The following is a 14,802-nucleotide window of genomic DNA, read 5'->3' as shown; positions in this document are numbered from 1 at the left end:
GGCTGGCTCAGCGACACTTAAATCAGCTTTTTATAGCATCGACGACGCTTATGTTGCACGGTTTCTAAGTATTGCCACTGCGATTGTACTTTACCATTGGTTTCCATTTCCACATGGGTTTCGCCCCATTCTATTCCATATTTCTGGTAAATAGGAATGAGATGAGAGAACAAAAGGGCATTAGCGCCTTTCACACGATACTCAGGAAGAACGCCTATCAGCAACAAATCGACTATCTTTGTCTTATGAAACTTCAACACACGAAGCATATCCCACCAACCAAACGGCCACAATCTGCCTCTGTGTAGCTTCTGTAATGCACGTGACAACGAAGGAATCGTGATGCCAACTCCCACTAATTTATGGGGCGTTACACTCCAATCTTCAACTATCGGCACCCAGTTTAAATCAACAAAGGGCAGATACATCTTCACATATTGGTCTATCTGACGATCTGAAAGCTCTGAATAGCCATAGAGATGCTTAAATGTTTCGTTGATGACTTCAAACACTTTATGACCATATCCGTCCTTAAAGATCTCACGTCTTGTCATTGCTCGCACATGAAGATCATAGCGTTTTTCAATCATCTGAGCCACTTTCATATACTTTTCTGGCATTTCTTTCGGCACAATGAGCTTGTATTCTACATAATCATTGTCCTTTTCCCAGCCGCCAAGTTCCTGCATGTGGCGCGGATAATAAGGGTAGTTATAGAGGGTTGCCATAGTTCCGAGCTGGTCAAAACCATCTGTCAACATTCCCTCTGGGTCCATATCAGTAAACCCAAGCGGCCCAATGATGTTGTCCATACCATGGGCTTTGCCATAGTTTCCTACCGCATCAAGCAATGCACGGCTCACTTCTATGTCGTCAATAAAGTCAATCCAGCCAAACCTTACAGCCTTTGTATCCCACTGTTTGTTTGCTTTGTGGTTAATGATGGCAGCCACACGGCCCACCAATTTGCCTTCTTTATAAGCTAAATATAACTCTGCTTCACAGAACTCAAAGGCCGCATTCTTCTTTGGATCAAGCACATGCATATCGTCACTAAATAGTGTCGGTGCATCATATTCATTTCCTTCGTAAAGATCATAATGGAAATCGATGAAGGTTTTTAAGTCTTTTTTGTTCTCTACCTTCTTTATTTCAACTGATGACATTGTATCTATCATTTTATTTCTAAACATGCAAAATTAGCCAAAATTGGTCATAATTCCAAATTTACATTTGTTTTTTGCATAATATTAAGGTATGTGTTGTCCCCACAGTCGTGGCAAATAAATAATCATTTCCCCCTTCTTTCAAGTGCAAACGCCGCCGAAGTTCGACAACTGTCAACGGAAAATTCCTCACCGCCACATTGGCTTTTGTTAGTCCGCCAAGCTTTGTTTTCACCTCTTTTCGGTTCATCGACATGATGCTTTGAATCTCAAAACTACGTCCTGGAAAGCCTTCCACGCGCTTATCCGACACAAACAGATGGGAGTTCTGCCCCACTCCTTTCACTCCATAGCGTTCAGCCAGCTCGCCAAAACAGCCTCCTTTCATCAGTGAAGCATGGGGTTCATAGAGCCAACGAGCCGAACTGAGGTTGTCAACCATGTTTACTGGAATAGCAATTTGATTGAAAGCACACGCAAAAACATCGTCATCATTCACACAATACAGGCGCTTTTCATCACATGCTTTCTGTCGTAGAATGAGCAAAAGTTCCTTACATTCGCCTCCAACACTCACGATATGAACCTCTGAAACATATTTCATTTCCTCCACAGCTGCATGCCAATCGAGCATCGGCGATAGCTTAATCATAACCCATTGTGCCTTTTCCACAAGTTCATCACTAAGTGTTGCCACATCGGGCGAGCAGTCTTTAATGGCATAAGTCTTACTTCCGTGCGCATCACGACGCGCAGGATCCAAGTAAACGAGTGCGACTTGGTTTTGCTGTTCGCGAAGATAGGCAACACCATCACCCTCTACTATCTCCGCCTGCTGTAGTCCGAAACACGCTGCGTTGTGGCGCATCACCTCACAAAGGCGCTCTTGTTGCTCCACATATACAGCCTTTTCAAACAGCCGAGCCATGTAAGAAAAGTCCACGCCGAAGCCTCCAGTGAGGTCTACTAACGTGCCTTTCTGCCGCTCATCTGATGCTAACAACCGCTCCACTACCTTACATTTATAACGCGCAGTGGCTTCACTTGAGCATTGTTCCAACGACAAATGAGGAGGAAACCACACGTCATCTCGCCTTGCCCATTCAGGCAGTTTCTGACGCGCTGTCTGCCATCCCTGTATCTGAGAAAGGGCAAAAGCCATGTCAACTTCAGGCCATCGACGAGCTTGAAGGGCTAAGGTGCGCACATCGTCTGTGCGGTGTTGGCGTATAAACGTGGCTGTATTCATTGCTAAGCGATAACATTCCGCGACACAAGGCAAACTGCTTTGTGCTGCCTTTTGTCGTGCATCATAAACTTATGGGATGACTTTATAATACTTCTTTGCCGTTGCACGCGAACATTTATTAAAGTGCCACCACTCTGTTCTGAGTGGAATGAATCCGCCATATCGCATGACTTTGCGCAACAACTGGCGGTTTTCACGCGCTTTCTTGCTGATTTTCTTCTCCTCAACCAAGCGGTCTTCATGGTCGATGTGGGCCGCACGGCCCATATAATCGATTTTTGTTCCCATGTCGAGTGTGTCACCTTTCAGCGTACAAAGCGTGATGTCAACTGCCATTCCGTAATTATGCATGCCACCACCATGGGCTGGATTCGACACATAGATATCCTTTTCGGTGTGTTTCACCTTATCCCACATCTTCTGTTGGATATGCATCGGGCGAGCCGCATCATAGACTTTCAAACTCAAATCGGGGCGTAACTGCTTCAAATAAGCCTGTGCTTTCTTCAATGCAGCCATGGCTTCGGGATGCAAAAAGGCTTCTTTGAGGTCGTCATATAGCACTACTCCGCAGAAGTTATCAGCCCTTCCATACATCAAACTCACATGGATTGACGGATCAACCTCACGGATGTTCACATAGCCTTCGCGCGCTAATTTCCGCGCCGTCTGATTTTCTTTCTGCGCAGCTTCGACTGAAATCACACTGCATGACAATAGCAACAGGCATGCAAGGCGACTCACAAGTCGGTGTCTTTTCATTTTCATTGTTTATTGTTTTGTGGCGTTTCGTCTGCCAACGCCTTGTCTTCATTCTTCGCATGATGGTGTTCGAGATGACGAAGCACATAGTTGAACGCTTCCATTCCCATGAGAACAAGCACCGTTGCCACTGCCGAGAGCACGTAAAGTCCGGCTCCACAGCCCAAGCCTATTGCCGCAGTAACCCACACTCCGGCTGCCGTGGTCAGTCCACGCACTGCATTTTTCTGAAAGATTATCGTCCCGGCACCAATAAAACCAATGCCCGACACCACCTGGGCAGCTATGCGTGACACGTCAAGACGCATGTTGGGATCCTTCAATATGCCGTCAAAACCATGGGCCGATATAATCATAAAGAGGGCCGATCCGAGTGCAACTAAGAAATGAGTACGTAGTCCTGCCGCCTTCTCCCGATACTCGCGTTCGAGTCCAATGAGTCCTCCTAACACGGCAGCAACAAAGATTCGTAAGATAAACTCTAATGTCATCATAAGTGAGAAAAATGATATCGTGTTGCAAACTTACACAAAAATTGTAACATTCCCATGCTTTCTTCTGGTTTTTCGCTCATCCTTCTGCGCATAAACTACCTCTCTTCATGAGCTAAAACGAAGGGAAAATGCTCGCATAAGCATACGCTCATAAGCCTCAACCTTCACTCTTTACCTGCTGTTTTGACACATTAAACGAGAGAAGTCAGCCTCATTCAACAGGGAATAAATCGCAAACAACAAGTTGAAGTAATCAAGAAAAACCAAAGTTTTCATAGAAATATACCACTATATCAATCATGATTACCAACTGATTTACAACACTTTATCTTGTAGTTATAGTTTTTATCAATGATTTAATATATTTTTTCGATTGCTAAAGAGATAGAGATTTTCTATCTTTGCAATGTCTTTCACGATAAACATCAAGTGAAAGGAGTAAGAAAGGAGCGCCTTGATACTCAATAACATTTGGACTATATTAGTATAATTCAGCCAAAGTCGGCTCTTACAACATTATGAGTGATGAGCAGCGGAGTGATCCGCTGCATCGTCTTTTATAACAATTTGACACTGTATTAGCTACCATAACACATATATTTGAAGCGTATAAGGACATCTGTTTGTAACAGATGTCCTTGTTTTTTGTGGAAAAAGCAACCGCGCCCACCCCCATTTCGTGCTGGATTCTTCGCCTTTTCTCCTCCCGTTTCCTGCCCCTTGCGCTCTCCGTTTCATAGATTTCACAAACAGCAACCTATGATTTCCCGAAGAGGGAGGATGGCAGCTGCCCCCATAAATAAAGGGGATGATATTGGATTTCATTAGAAGTACCCATGCTGTTTATCGGTGAATCTAACGTGCATGTTTTGTGATGATATTGTATTTCATTAGAAGTGCCCACGCAGTTAATTTTAGAAGGTAAAATGATTTGAGCCAAATTATCGTGTAATTTGATGTATTTTGTACAGTGAAATGACGCAGATTGTTCAATCATTTGCACCAAATTATTTTATCATTGATTATCGACGAATGAATAATAAAAATGATTTGAAATAGTCACGCAATAAAAATTTTATGCCAATGAATAGTGTTATAGCGCAAAATGACATAGGTGTTATGCCAGTAGTTCAATGAATTTATCCGCCATTGCGAATGTTGCAACCACGCAACAATGTGGTTGTTATACCAATATCCCAATGGATATATCCGCAATTATGAATTTTGTAATTGTGTATCGCCGTATATGTTATGTGAATATTCCAATGGATGCGTCACCCATGGTGAATGTTCTCACCACGCAATGCCGTAGGTATTATGCCAATATCCTAATGAATGTATCTGCCATTATGAATATTGTAACGACGTAATGTCGTAGGCATTATGTCAATCTTCTAATGAACGTATTTGCCATTATGCATGTTTCCAACACGTAACTACATTGGTATTGTGCTATTATTCCAATTAATGAATTTTGCAATATAAATGCCCTCATGGTGCAACTCGGTACGAGTTGTGTTTTTGATAGCCCGGGGTTGACGAGGAACGAGCCTACCCCGGGTAAACATTCGCAAGGAGATTCAACGCCATAGGTGTTGAGCTTTTTCTGTGAAGGCATGCTTATAATGAATCTTTTTATGGCGGATTAATCAAAAAAAGCGCAACACCTACGGCGTTGTTTCCCACAAACCATACGCTAACCCAGGGTAGCCTGCACTATCGTTTGGCAACCCTGGGCTATCAAAAACGCAACACCTACGGCGTTGATACGTTCATTTTATAATACAATTAATACCAACATATGAATAAATAAATAGCAAAATGCGCCAATATCCTAATGAACACATCGCTCATAATGAATGTTATAACGATGCAACGCCGTATATTTAATGCTAATACTTCAATGGATATATCTACCATGATGAATGTTCTCACTACGCAACTCGGTACGAGTTGTGTTTTTGATAGCCCGGGGTTGGCGAGGAACGAGCCTACCCCGGGTAAACATTCGCAAGGAGATTCAACGCCATAGGTGTTGAGCTTTTTCCGAGAAGGCATAGTTATAGCGAGGAGATTATTAGCGGATTACGCTTAAAAAGCGTAACACCTATGGCGTTGAAAGGAATCATTTATAAAATAAGATGGGAGGAAACACGGCGTGATATGTGTGGAAACACAACGCAATATTTATTATTTTAAGAGGTAATTCACGGCAAATCGTGCAGTAAAATGACGCAAACGGGGCCGGGGGTGAGGCTTTTTTTCCCTATCTTCCTTCGCAAGTGGCGTCGTGGTTGAGGCTTTATTCCCTCCTACTTCCCCCTTCCTACAACCACAACACGGCCTCATTGCCTTCATTAAATAGCAGGTCGAGGATGCTCATATTGGCTTGAAAGCCATGCTTTTGCTGGTAAACTTGATAGTAAGGACGGGGAGAAAAGTGGGTATCGGGACCGGGATGCTTCGGTCGGATGACATCGCGGAAGTCGTCGAAGACGTGGGAAGCTGCGCTAATGTCAGTGGAAGGAGCCAGCGGAACAAAAGAATCGGTCAGGCGGATTGTGGGTTGAATATCCAACAACTCAATCATTTTTTCCGTGATAGCCATATTAAAGTCGATGAGATACGTCCATTTTTGTTCAAAGAAAGGGCGCAGATCATCTTCATAATACATAAAAAACGGACTCTCTCCATAGGCAGAGCAGAGTGCATTCCAATGCACATGGCGCCAGTTTCCATGGTCAGAGATGCGGATATCTTGCATTGGTGTCTTTGAAAGTTGATAGCCATCAGGACAAGTTACAGGGATAGAGAGCGCCTGAACACCATTGGTTGTTGGGATGACACAGCGGTTACGATAAGTTTGTTTGACAAAGTTATCGTGGCATTCAATAAGACATTCGTCATAACGATGCAGCTTTTGATACCATTGAATGGGTCCGAAATATGTAGAAGAAAGTAGGGCTGTTTTCACTATTAGAGTGCTTTTGAGCGTTAATGTGTGGGGCGTTTGTCAGAAAGGGAGGTAGAACAAGCGCATGGCGGGGCCGATAATGTCGTGATAAGGCACAAGCATTTGTCCGTCACCCGTGTTTACAAGATAGGCAAAACAATGCTCACAGCGACATTTTTTGCAACAAACCAGAGGGATAACAAATTGCTTTTTGCTCACGATTATAGTGTCTCCGGGCACAGCTTTGATGCGTCCTAACCGCTTCATCTGCTTGCCAAAGACCACCAATTCGCCCCGTTTATAATCGCCATGTGCCAGCATGTTCACCATGATTCGGTCGCCTTGACGCAGCACTGAGGCTGCCGGGACACGATAGATGGCAAAGACATAGGTGCGCACGGCTATCACTATAAGCAGCGCAACCCCAAGCGTTATGAACCAAGCACGTAGTTGCCGCATGTTAAAAGCCCCTTTCTGCAAGGCCGACTGCAAGGCCGGCATCATGCGAAAAGGGGTTTTTTATGATTTGATTTTATTTGATATGATCGACAATATTAAAGAGACGATGCCAACGGATGCCACTAAAGCCCGGATGATCAGGGTTGTGACTCCACCAGATGAAGATTGGTTTGCCGACCACATGGTCTTCAGGCACGAAGCCCCAATAGCGAGAATCGGCGCTGTTATGACGGTTATCGCCCATCATCCAGTAGTAGTTCATCTTGAAAGTATACGTGTGAGCGAGTCGTCCATTGATATAGATTTGTCCGTTCTTTACCTTCAAATCGTTGTGCTCATAGACTTGAATTGGTCGCTCATAGATAGCGATATTCTTCATGTTTAGTTGCACAGTAGCTCCCTTTTTCGGTATCCATATCGGACCATAGTTGTCGCGTGTCCAACCCGTATAAGCGTCGAGAGGATACAAGTCGCCTGTTTGCGCGTCGGTGTTAAGGCGTATGCTTGCCACAAGTTCTTTGTGTTTAGCAAGTGCTTGGGCAGCCTTCTTTGTCAAAGGGAGGTAGCCATTCTGGTTCAAGCTGGCCATATCCTCATTCGATATGCCTAATTCGTCCATGAGTTCTGTAGGCATTTGGCTCTTGAGTTTAACGTAATAGGTGTATTGAACGTTATCAGGCTCTTTGTTGGGCTTGCCATCTAAGTAGACGATTCGATTCTTGATTTGCAGCGTTTGGCCAGGGAGTCCCACGCAACGCTTTACATAATTCTCTCTACGATCGGTTGGTCGGGTAATGACTTCGCCATATTCTCCGGGATTGTTTCTAATGTATTTGCGTCCCATAGCGATAACTTTCTCAAGATAATTTCGCTGTTCTATGGGGTTCATTGCTTTGAGATCGGGTTGTTGAAAGCCTTGAGCCGTCATCAAACTCTTACCGATATACGAGCAAAGAGCATAATAATCTTGCTCCTGATATGCGTCAGCTGAGCAGAGAGAATCACCCGCAGGATAGTTGAAAACGACTATATCGTTGAGCTTAACATTGCCTAATCCCTTCACACGTCGATAGTCCCAATGCGGCCAATCGAGGTAACTCTTCGTGTTAACCACGGGGAGTGTGTGCTGGGTTAGTGGCATTGTGAGCGGTGTTTCGGGGATACGTGGGCCATAACTTAACTTACTTACGAAGAGATAATCACCCGTTAGGAGACTCTTTTCGAGTGAACTTGATGGGATAACAAAGTTCTGGAAGAAGAATAAGTTAATGAAATAAACGGCTACTAAGGCAAAAACGAGAGCGTCAACCCAGCCCATGATGAAGCGTGTTGGACCCTCGGCATCTTTCCACCACTGCCATTTGATCTTCTTAGATATATAGACATCGTAAATGAAAGGCACTATAATTAGTCCCCACCAGCTGCCAACCCAAAAGAGAAACAGCAGATAGCAGACCATCACAGCAATAAACTTAGCCCACTGTACGCGTGGGTTGATCTTGGCTTTTTCCTTATCTATCATCGTTTTTAGAATTTAAAGAGGTCGCTTGTGGTGAGCAATCCCGAGTGATTTTTTGTGTATTCAGCCGCTAAGACCGCTCCAAGTGCGAATCCTTTTCGGCTGTGTGCATCGTGTGTTATTGTGATTTTATCGGCTTCACTGTCGTAACTGATGCTGTGAATGCCTGGTACTTCATCGCGACGTATACTTGAAATAGGAAGTTCATTGACTGCAACGGCATTGCTTCCCTCTTCAGTTCCGTCGGCATGATGCTGCAATCCTTTCACCCATTTGTCCTTTCTGTCAAGATGATCAATAATCTCTTCGGCCAAAGTTATAGCCGTTCCAGAGGGTGCATCAAGTTTATGCACGTGGTGAACCTCCTCCATCGTAACGTCATATTGGGGAAATTGGTTCATAATCTTAGCCAAATAGCGGTTTACTGCGCTAAAGATCGCCACACCAATCGAGAAGTTACTGGCCCAAAAGAGCGTTTGCTTACCATCTTTTGTCAATGCTTCAACGTCGGCTTTATGGTCTTTCAACCACCCCGTTGAACCGCTGACAACCTTTACATTGTGACTAAACGCCTTGAGATAATTGCCGTATGCTGCCGTGGGATTAGTGAATTCGATGGCTACATCGGCTGAAGCGAAGGCGTCAGAATCAAAGTCTTGTTGGTTGTCGGCATCGATTTTACATACAATTTCGTGGCCACGTTGTAGGGCAATCTCCTCGATCATGTGTCCCATTTTGCCGTAACCAATCAATGCTATTCTCATGTTTTACTGTGTTAAATGTTTCTTTTATTGATGCAAAAAGCCTATCCTTTTTCGTCAATACAGGGCAAAGAATTTGATGATTCCCACTGCAAAGTAAGACGAAGGGATTCTTTTCACATTGTTATATATGCGGCAAAGTTAATAATTTATCTGCTGATTTTATAGTTATTTGACGCATAATCTCTGAAAAAGTCTATGGTTTTATTAGTTTTTTTGTATTTTTGTGGAAAAATAAATGGTGTGTATGAGCTTGTGGATTCATTCACTTTTGCTCCTCTTCACAGGCATTTTAGCAAACCATTAACCTGAAAGTATCATGGAACAACTCCTGCATTACGTATGGAAACACAAGATGTTCCCGCTAAAACCACTAAAAACAGCCGACGGAGAGGCTGTAGAAGTAATTGATTCTGGCTTGCATAACCACAATGCTGGCCCCGATTTTTTCAATGCCAAGGTAAAGATTGGAGGCACATTATGGGTTGGTAACGTCGAGATTCACAATAAAGCGAGTGATTGGTACGTTCATAAACATGAACAAGATGCCCGTTACAATAACGTCATTCTACACGTATGTGGTTGCATTGACACTGTAGTGGCGACGCAAAAAGGTGACATCTTGCCCCAAATAGAACTCGAAGTACCGCCTCATGTCATGCAACATTACGAGGAGTTATTGGCCTCTGATGCCTATCCTCCATGTCATAAGATTATCCCAGGACTAAGTCGTTTGACAGTGACTTCATGGCTTTCAGCCTTGCAAACCGAGCGACTTGAGCAGAAGACTAAAGCCATTGCACAACGTGCTGAGGCTTGCGATGGCTCGTGGGAAGCAGCGTTTTTCGTTACGTTGGCACGCAATTATGGGTTTGGAATCAATGGAGATGCCTTCGAACAATGGGCAATGTGTCTGCCACTTCAAGCGGTTGCGCACCATAGGGACAATCTTTTTCAGGTTGAAGCAATGTTCTTGGGGCAGGCAGGACTACTTAATCTTGATGCCGTTTCAGCGTGTCACCGAGACGAAGTGCTTGCCGACGGATACTTTTCTAAGTTGCAACACGAGTATCTTTACCTGAAACATAAGTTCGGTTTGAATCCTATTGACCACCATTTATGGCGTTTTTTGCGGCTCAGACCACAGAACTTTCCCCATATTCGCATAGTACAGTTGGCGCGACTCTATGCTACTGGGCAAATCAGTTTAAGCCATGTGCTCGATTGTCAGACTGTAAAGGAGGCCATGAAGTGCTTGAAAAGTTGCGTAACGCTTTATTGGCAAACGCATTATAGCTTTGGGGTTACGAGCGAAGTTAGCGAGAAACAGCTGTCAACGGCTTCGCTTCAACTGTTGGTTATCAATACCGTTATCCCAATGTTGTTTGCCTATGGTCGCCACATCTGCAAGGAGTCACTCTGCGAAAGGGCTTTCGACTTCCTCGAACAACTGCGTCCTGAGAACAATCATATTGTCAGAATGTGGCGTGATTGCAGTTTAGAGGTGGCACATGCAGGCGACTCTCAGGCGCTGATACAACTGAAAAATGAATACTGCGACAGGAAGAATTGCCTGAGATGCAGGATTGGTTATGAATACTTAAAACGAAAACAATGAGCAAATACATCTTTGAAACGCGCATGGAAGTACGCGATTATGAGTGTGATATCGAAGGAATTGTCAACAATGCCAACTATCTTCACTACACGGAACATACCAGACACCGCTTCTTAAAGCATGCCGGCTTGAGCTTTGTAGAGATGCATGAGAAGGGCGTTGATGCCGTTGTGGCTCGCATGCAGTTAGCTTATAAGACGCCACTACGCTGTGATGACGAGTTCATCTCACGTATGAACTTGCGCAAACAAGGCGTGCGTTACATCTTCACACATGACATTTTCCGAGCTAACGACGAGCGACTTTGCTTCCATGCTGACGTAGAACTTGTTTGTTTAATCAACGGACGACTCGGCAATAGCGAAGACTATGACCGAGCATTTGCACCTTTCCTGCAATCCGAAGAATAGAAAAGCCTTTACCATGATTGACAGAACAGAACAACGAAACATGCTAATGCTCTCACGCATTGGCTTCTATCATCTTGCGGGAATCCTCGAAGTGTATCGCCGAGTGGGTGAAGCGACTCCCATCATCGCACAACATCGCAACATACGTACACTCATCCCGGATGCTTCACAGCGTCTTGTTGAAGCCTTTCAAGACCTTAGTGGCTTGCAGAAATGGGCCGATGCCGAACTTGATTGGGCTGAAACGCATGGCATAGATGTGCTTTGTTTAGGCGATGAACGATATCCACGACGCCTCAGCGAGTGCTGCGACGCACCGCTTGTGCTATTCTATCAGGGCACAGCCAACCTCAATGCAGCCCACGTTGTCAGTGTTGTTGGCACGCGAAGAGCCACCCTCTATGGCCAAGATCTTATCCGCCGGTTCATGAACGACCTACGAACCCTCTGCCCAGACACATTGATTGTGAGCGGACTTGCTTATGGTATAGACATCAATGCCCATCGAATGGCACTCGAAAATGGCTTTGAAACCATCGCTGTTTTAGCCCATGGACTCGATACACTCTATCCTAATGCCCACCGAGACACGGCAAAACAGATGCTCATTCAAGGTGGATTACTCACTGAATATGCCACAAATACTAACGCCGATAAACAGAATTTTGTGCGCCGAAACCGTATCGTTGCTGGCATGAGTGACGCTTGTGTTGTCGTGGAAAGTGCCTCGCATGGTGGTGCTTTGATAACCGCTCGTCTGTCAAATGAATATAATCGTGACGTGTTTGCCTTTCCCGGAGCCGTCGGAGCGACTGCAAGTGAGGGCTGTAATCACCTCATTCGTGACAATAAAGCCATGCTCATCACGTCGGCTTTCGACTTTGTCAATGCCATGGGATGGCAGGATAATATGCTCAACCGCGCCCGAAACGAAGGCATAGAACGCCAACTTTTCCCCGAACTTAGCAATGAAGAACAACTTGTTGTGACTGCACTCCAACAAGAGAATGACCAACAAATCAATCTTCTTGCCGTCAAAACCAATCTTCCTATCGCCCGACTCACTGCCCTTCTCTTTACCCTTGAGATGAAAGGTGTAGTCAAAGCATTGGCCGGAGGCAGCTATCATTTGCTGGGATAGAATATATTTTGTAACTTTGCCGGCGTATGAAGATAGGCAAATTAGACTTTGGTGAGCGTCCACTTTTCCTCGCTCCGATGGAAGATGTGACGGATATTGGCTTCCGAATGCTATGCAAACGCTATGGTGCAGCCATGGTATATACCGAATTTGTATCGGCAGATGCCATCATAAGAAGCATCAAATCAACCCTTGATAAGATGTCAATCAACGACGCCGAACGACCCGTTGGAGTTCAGATTTACGGCCGAGATGTGGAGTCAATGGTTGAGGCTGCGCGCATCGTTGAACGTGTAAACCCCGACTTGATTGACTTGAATTTCGGCTGTCCTGTTAAGAAAGTAGCCGGTAAAGGGGCTGGTTCTGGTATGTTGCGCAACATCCCTTTATTACTTGATATCACTCGAAACGTGGTGCAAGCTGTTAGTACTCCAGTGACTGTAAAGACGCGTTTGGGGTGGGATAATGATAGTCTTGTTATCACCGAACTGGCCGAACAACTACAGGATTGTGGTATTAAAGCCCTCACGATTCATGGCCGCACACGAGCCCAAATGTATACAGGTGAAGCCGATTGGCGCTTGATTGGTGAGGTGAAACGCAATCCACGAATCCATATTCCCATAATTGGTAATGGCGACATCACCACACCTGAGGAGGCCAAACGCGCCTTTGATGACTATGGAGTCGATGCCGTCATGGTGGGACGTGCCACCTTTGGTCGCCCATGGGTATTCAAAGAGATGCGTGATTACATTGATAACACGCCGTCAACTGCCCTTACTCTTGATGATAAAATCGATATTCTTGAAGAGCAACTCCGCATTAATGTTGAGCGCATTGATGAGTATCGGGGCATCATTCACACGCGCCGTCACCTCGCCTCCAGCCCCATTTTCAAAGGCATTCCCGACTTTAAGTCAACACGCATTGCCATGCTTCGTGCCACGAAAGTTGATGAATTAATAGAGATATTGGAGGAATGTAGGAGGAATGGGAACCTTAATCACGACGCCACTTGCAATAAACAATAGAGCGGGAAAGCCTCACCCCCAACCTCGTTTGCATCATTTCATCGCACGATTTGCCGTGAATTACCTCTTAAAATAATAAATATTGCGTTGTGTTTCCACACATATCACGCCGTGTTTCCTCCCATCTTATTTTGTAAATGATTCCTTTCAACGCCATAGGTGTTACGCTTTTTAAGCGTAATCCAACATTTATTCATGCGTATATTGCCGTCAATCACGCTATGATATGAATGTTTCAACGCCGTAGGTGTTACGCTTTCTAAGCGTAATCCGCCATTAATCCATATGTGTATAGACGTTAATCACACCATGAAACACACGTTTCAACGCCGTAGGTGTTGCGCTTTTGATAGCCCAGGGTTGCCAAACGATAGTGCAGGCTACCCTGGGGTAGCGTATGGTTTGTATGGAACAACGCCATCGGTGTTGTGCTTTTTTTGATTAATTCGCCATGAAAGGTTCCATTGTAAGCGTGCCTTCATAGAAAAAGCTCAACACCTACGGCGTTGAATCTCCTTGCGAATGTTTACCCGGGGTAGGCTCGTTCCTCGCCAACCCCGGGCTATCAAAGGAACAACTCGTACCGAGTTGCGTGGTGAAACAATTGTGGACGTGGCGTGGTTGATAATAAAAGGTAAAATAGTGTAAGGCATACAAAGCCTCACCCCCAGCCCCTCTCCGAAGAGAGAGGGGGAGTAGTTAGCCATGAAAATGAAGGGAGTTATTTGAGAGGTAATTGAAAACATTGATGATGTTGATAATAAAGCGTAAAATGAGTTGGGACATTTCATATGATGATTTTCCGTATTTTACCATATCAAACAACAGAAATGGTGTTACAAAATGCGTGTTTCAACGCCGTAGGTGTTGCGTTTTTGATAGCCCAGGGTTGCCAAACGATAGTGCAGGCTACCCTGGGTTAATGCATGGTTTGTATGGAACAACGCCGTAGGTGTTGCGCTTTTTTTGATTAATTTGCCATAAAATGTCTCATTATACGCATGCCTTTACAGAAAAAGCTCAACACCTATGGCGTTGAATCTCCTTGCGAATGTTTACCCGGGGTAGGCTCGTTCCTCGCCAACCCCGGGCTATCAAAAGAACAACTCGTACCGAGTTGCGTGGTTGTAACATTCACCATGAGCGATGTGTTCATTAGGATATTGGCGCATTTTGCTATTTATTTATTCATATGTTGGTATTAATTGTATTATAAAATGAACGTTTCAACGCCGT

17 protein-coding genes and 1 pseudogene are annotated in these 14,802 nt (G+C 44.7%); 7 read left to right on the top strand and 11 right to left on the bottom strand.

Annotation, left to right across the window (positions count from 1 at the left end):
* Positions 1–17: 17 nt before the first annotated feature.
* The 4 genes from HMPREF9145_RS10220 to HMPREF9145_RS10205 all read right to left on the bottom strand — a co-directional run bounded on the left by HMPREF9145_RS10220 (position 18) and on the right by HMPREF9145_RS10205 (position 3,671).
* Positions 18–1,166 (bottom strand): hypothetical protein, encoded by a 1,149-nt coding sequence (locus HMPREF9145_RS10220; protein WP_036907409.1) that lies wholly within the window; start codon positions 1,164–1,166, stop codon positions 18–20.
* Positions 1,167–1,227: 61 nt separating this feature from the next.
* A complete protein-coding gene (locus tag HMPREF9145_RS10215; protein WP_021826355.1) occupies positions 1,228–2,415 on the bottom strand; it encodes a THUMP-like domain-containing protein in 1,188 nt (395 codons plus the stop codon).
* A gap of 69 nt (positions 2,416–2,484) precedes the next feature.
* Positions 2,485–3,183, bottom strand: coding sequence for a M15 family metallopeptidase (locus HMPREF9145_RS10210; RefSeq protein ID WP_021826332.1), 699 nt, complete (start codon positions 3,181–3,183; stop codon positions 2,485–2,487).
* A complete protein-coding gene (locus HMPREF9145_RS10205; protein WP_007134880.1) occupies positions 3,180–3,671 on the bottom strand; it encodes an MgtC/SapB family protein in 492 nt (163 codons plus the stop codon). The genes HMPREF9145_RS10210 and HMPREF9145_RS10205 overlap by 4 nt, the downstream gene beginning before the upstream one ends.
* Positions 3,672–4,804: 1,133 nt before the next feature.
* Here HMPREF9145_RS10205 and HMPREF9145_RS13550 point away from each other — a divergent pair.
* A complete protein-coding gene (locus HMPREF9145_RS13550; protein WP_155945307.1) occupies positions 4,805–5,041 on the top strand; it encodes a tetrahydrofolate synthase in 237 nt (78 codons plus the stop codon).
* A 485-nt stretch (positions 5,042–5,526) separates the two neighbouring features.
* Positions 5,527–5,703: a hypothetical protein gene (locus tag HMPREF9145_RS13820; RefSeq protein WP_081697757.1), complete on the top strand. Its 177-nt coding sequence runs from the start codon at positions 5,527–5,529 to the stop codon at positions 5,701–5,703.
* Positions 5,704–5,997: 294 nt separating this feature from the next.
* Here HMPREF9145_RS13820 and HMPREF9145_RS10200 read toward each other — a convergent pair whose 3' ends face one another.
* The 4 genes from HMPREF9145_RS10200 to dapB are packed head-to-tail and all read right to left on the bottom strand — an operon-like array spanning position 5,998 to position 9,366.
* Complete coding sequence (locus HMPREF9145_RS10200) at positions 5,998–6,645, bottom strand: WbqC family protein (RefSeq protein ID WP_021826321.1); 648 nt, start codon at positions 6,643–6,645, stop codon at positions 5,998–6,000.
* 39 nt (positions 6,646–6,684) lie between these two features.
* A complete protein-coding gene (locus HMPREF9145_RS10195) occupies positions 6,685–7,128 on the bottom strand; it encodes a S26 family signal peptidase (protein WP_021826388.1) in 444 nt (147 codons plus the stop codon).
* 28 nt (positions 7,129–7,156) lie between these two features.
* Positions 7,157–8,605 carry a signal peptidase I gene (gene lepB, locus HMPREF9145_RS10190; protein ID WP_021826315.1) on the bottom strand — a complete coding sequence of 483 codons (1,449 nt, stop codon included), beginning with the start codon at positions 8,603–8,605 and terminating at the stop codon, positions 7,157–7,159.
* A gap of 5 nt (positions 8,606–8,610) precedes the next feature.
* Positions 8,611–9,366, bottom strand: a complete 756-nt coding sequence (gene dapB / locus HMPREF9145_RS10185) for a 4-hydroxy-tetrahydrodipicolinate reductase (RefSeq protein ID WP_021826398.1) — start codon at positions 9,364–9,366, stop codon at positions 8,611–8,613.
* 316 nt (positions 9,367–9,682) lie between these two features.
* On the opposite strand from dapB, the gene HMPREF9145_RS10180 reads away from it, so the two are divergent.
* From HMPREF9145_RS10180 to dusB, 4 genes are read left to right on the top strand one after another with little or no spacing between them, the layout of a single operon-like run.
* Complete coding sequence (locus HMPREF9145_RS10180) at positions 9,683–10,981, top strand: DUF2851 family protein (protein ID WP_021826352.1); 1,299 nt, start codon at positions 9,683–9,685, stop codon at positions 10,979–10,981.
* Complete coding sequence (locus HMPREF9145_RS10175) at positions 10,978–11,391, top strand: acyl-CoA thioesterase (protein WP_007134892.1); 414 nt, start codon at positions 10,978–10,980, stop codon at positions 11,389–11,391. The genes HMPREF9145_RS10180 and HMPREF9145_RS10175 overlap by 4 nt, the downstream gene beginning before the upstream one ends.
* A gap of 13 nt (positions 11,392–11,404) precedes the next feature.
* Complete coding sequence (gene dprA, locus HMPREF9145_RS10170) at positions 11,405–12,532, top strand: DNA-processing protein DprA (protein WP_036907405.1); 1,128 nt, start codon at positions 11,405–11,407, stop codon at positions 12,530–12,532.
* Positions 12,533–12,558: 26 nt separating this feature from the next.
* A complete protein-coding gene (gene dusB, locus HMPREF9145_RS10165) occupies positions 12,559–13,566 on the top strand; it encodes a tRNA dihydrouridine synthase DusB (RefSeq protein ID WP_021826366.1) in 1,008 nt (335 codons plus the stop codon).
* Positions 13,567–13,864: 298 nt separating this feature from the next.
* Here the strand turns inward: dusB and HMPREF9145_RS14200 are convergent, their stop codons facing one another.
* Entirely contained in the window at positions 13,865–13,987 is a 123-nt protein-coding gene (locus HMPREF9145_RS14200) for a hypothetical protein (RefSeq protein ID WP_021826370.1), read from the bottom strand.
* A gap of 77 nt (positions 13,988–14,064) precedes the next feature.
* Positions 14,065–14,223, bottom strand: coding sequence for a hypothetical protein (locus tag HMPREF9145_RS13815; RefSeq protein WP_196809772.1), 159 nt, complete (start codon positions 14,221–14,223; stop codon positions 14,065–14,067).
* A 115-nt stretch (positions 14,224–14,338) separates the two neighbouring features.
* On the opposite strand from HMPREF9145_RS13815, the gene HMPREF9145_RS13810 reads away from it, so the two are divergent.
* Complete coding sequence (locus HMPREF9145_RS13810; protein ID WP_196809771.1) at positions 14,339–14,518, top strand: DNA-directed RNA polymerase; 180 nt, start codon at positions 14,339–14,341, stop codon at positions 14,516–14,518.
* 75 nt (positions 14,519–14,593) lie between these two features.
* Here HMPREF9145_RS13810 and HMPREF9145_RS14195 read toward each other — a convergent pair.
* Positions 14,594–14,701 (bottom strand): annotated as a pseudogene (locus HMPREF9145_RS14195) (tetrahydrofolate synthase); the annotation flags it as partial.
* Between the last annotated feature and the right edge of the window lie 101 nt (positions 14,702–14,802).

Origin of the sequence: Segatella salivae F0493, from assembly GCF_000477535.1 — a bacterium.
Lineage (GTDB): Bacteria > Bacteroidota > Bacteroidia > Bacteroidales > Bacteroidaceae > Prevotella > Prevotella salivae.
Note: the sequence above shows the minus strand (reverse complement) of the source record. Positions and strands in the feature narration are given on the sequence as shown.

Bases quoted from the DNA above. Each gene is read 5' to 3' on its own strand.
- HMPREF9145_RS10175 (WP_007134892.1), top strand. From the start codon at position 10,978: ATGAGCAAATACATCTTTGAAACGCGCATGGAAGTACGCGATTATGAG.
- HMPREF9145_RS10195 (WP_021826388.1), bottom strand. From the start codon at position 7,128: ATGATGCCGGCCTTGCAGTCGGCCTTGCAGAAAGGGGCTTTTAACATG.
- HMPREF9145_RS10215 (WP_021826355.1), bottom strand. From the start codon at position 2,415: ATGAATACAGCCACGTTTATACGCCAACACCGCACAGACGATGTGCGC.
- dusB (WP_021826366.1), top strand. From the start codon at position 12,559: ATGAAGATAGGCAAATTAGACTTTGGTGAGCGTCCACTTTTCCTCGCT.
- dprA (WP_036907405.1), top strand. From the start codon at position 11,405: ATGATTGACAGAACAGAACAACGAAACATGCTAATGCTCTCACGCATT.
- lepB (WP_021826315.1), bottom strand. From the start codon at position 8,605: ATGATAGATAAGGAAAAAGCCAAGATCAACCCACGCGTACAGTGGGCT.
- HMPREF9145_RS13820 (WP_081697757.1), top strand. From the start codon at position 5,527: ATGAATGTTATAACGATGCAACGCCGTATATTTAATGCTAATACTTCA.
- HMPREF9145_RS13550 (WP_155945307.1), top strand. From the start codon at position 4,805: ATGAATTTATCCGCCATTGCGAATGTTGCAACCACGCAACAATGTGGT.
- HMPREF9145_RS10210 (WP_021826332.1), bottom strand. From the start codon at position 3,183: ATGAAAATGAAAAGACACCGACTTGTGAGTCGCCTTGCATGCCTGTTG.
- HMPREF9145_RS10180 (WP_021826352.1), top strand. From the start codon at position 9,683: ATGGAACAACTCCTGCATTACGTATGGAAACACAAGATGTTCCCGCTA.
- HMPREF9145_RS14200 (WP_021826370.1), bottom strand. From the start codon at position 13,987: ATGGCGTTGTTCCATACAAACCATACGCTACCCCAGGGTAGCCTGCAC.
- HMPREF9145_RS13810 (WP_196809771.1), top strand. From the start codon at position 14,339: ATGAGTTGGGACATTTCATATGATGATTTTCCGTATTTTACCATATCA.
- HMPREF9145_RS10205 (WP_007134880.1), bottom strand. From the start codon at position 3,671: ATGATGACATTAGAGTTTATCTTACGAATCTTTGTTGCTGCCGTGTTA.
- HMPREF9145_RS10220 (WP_036907409.1), bottom strand. From the start codon at position 1,166: ATGTCATCAGTTGAAATAAAGAAGGTAGAGAACAAAAAAGACTTAAAA.
- dapB (WP_021826398.1), bottom strand. From the start codon at position 9,366: ATGAGAATAGCATTGATTGGTTACGGCAAAATGGGACACATGATCGAG.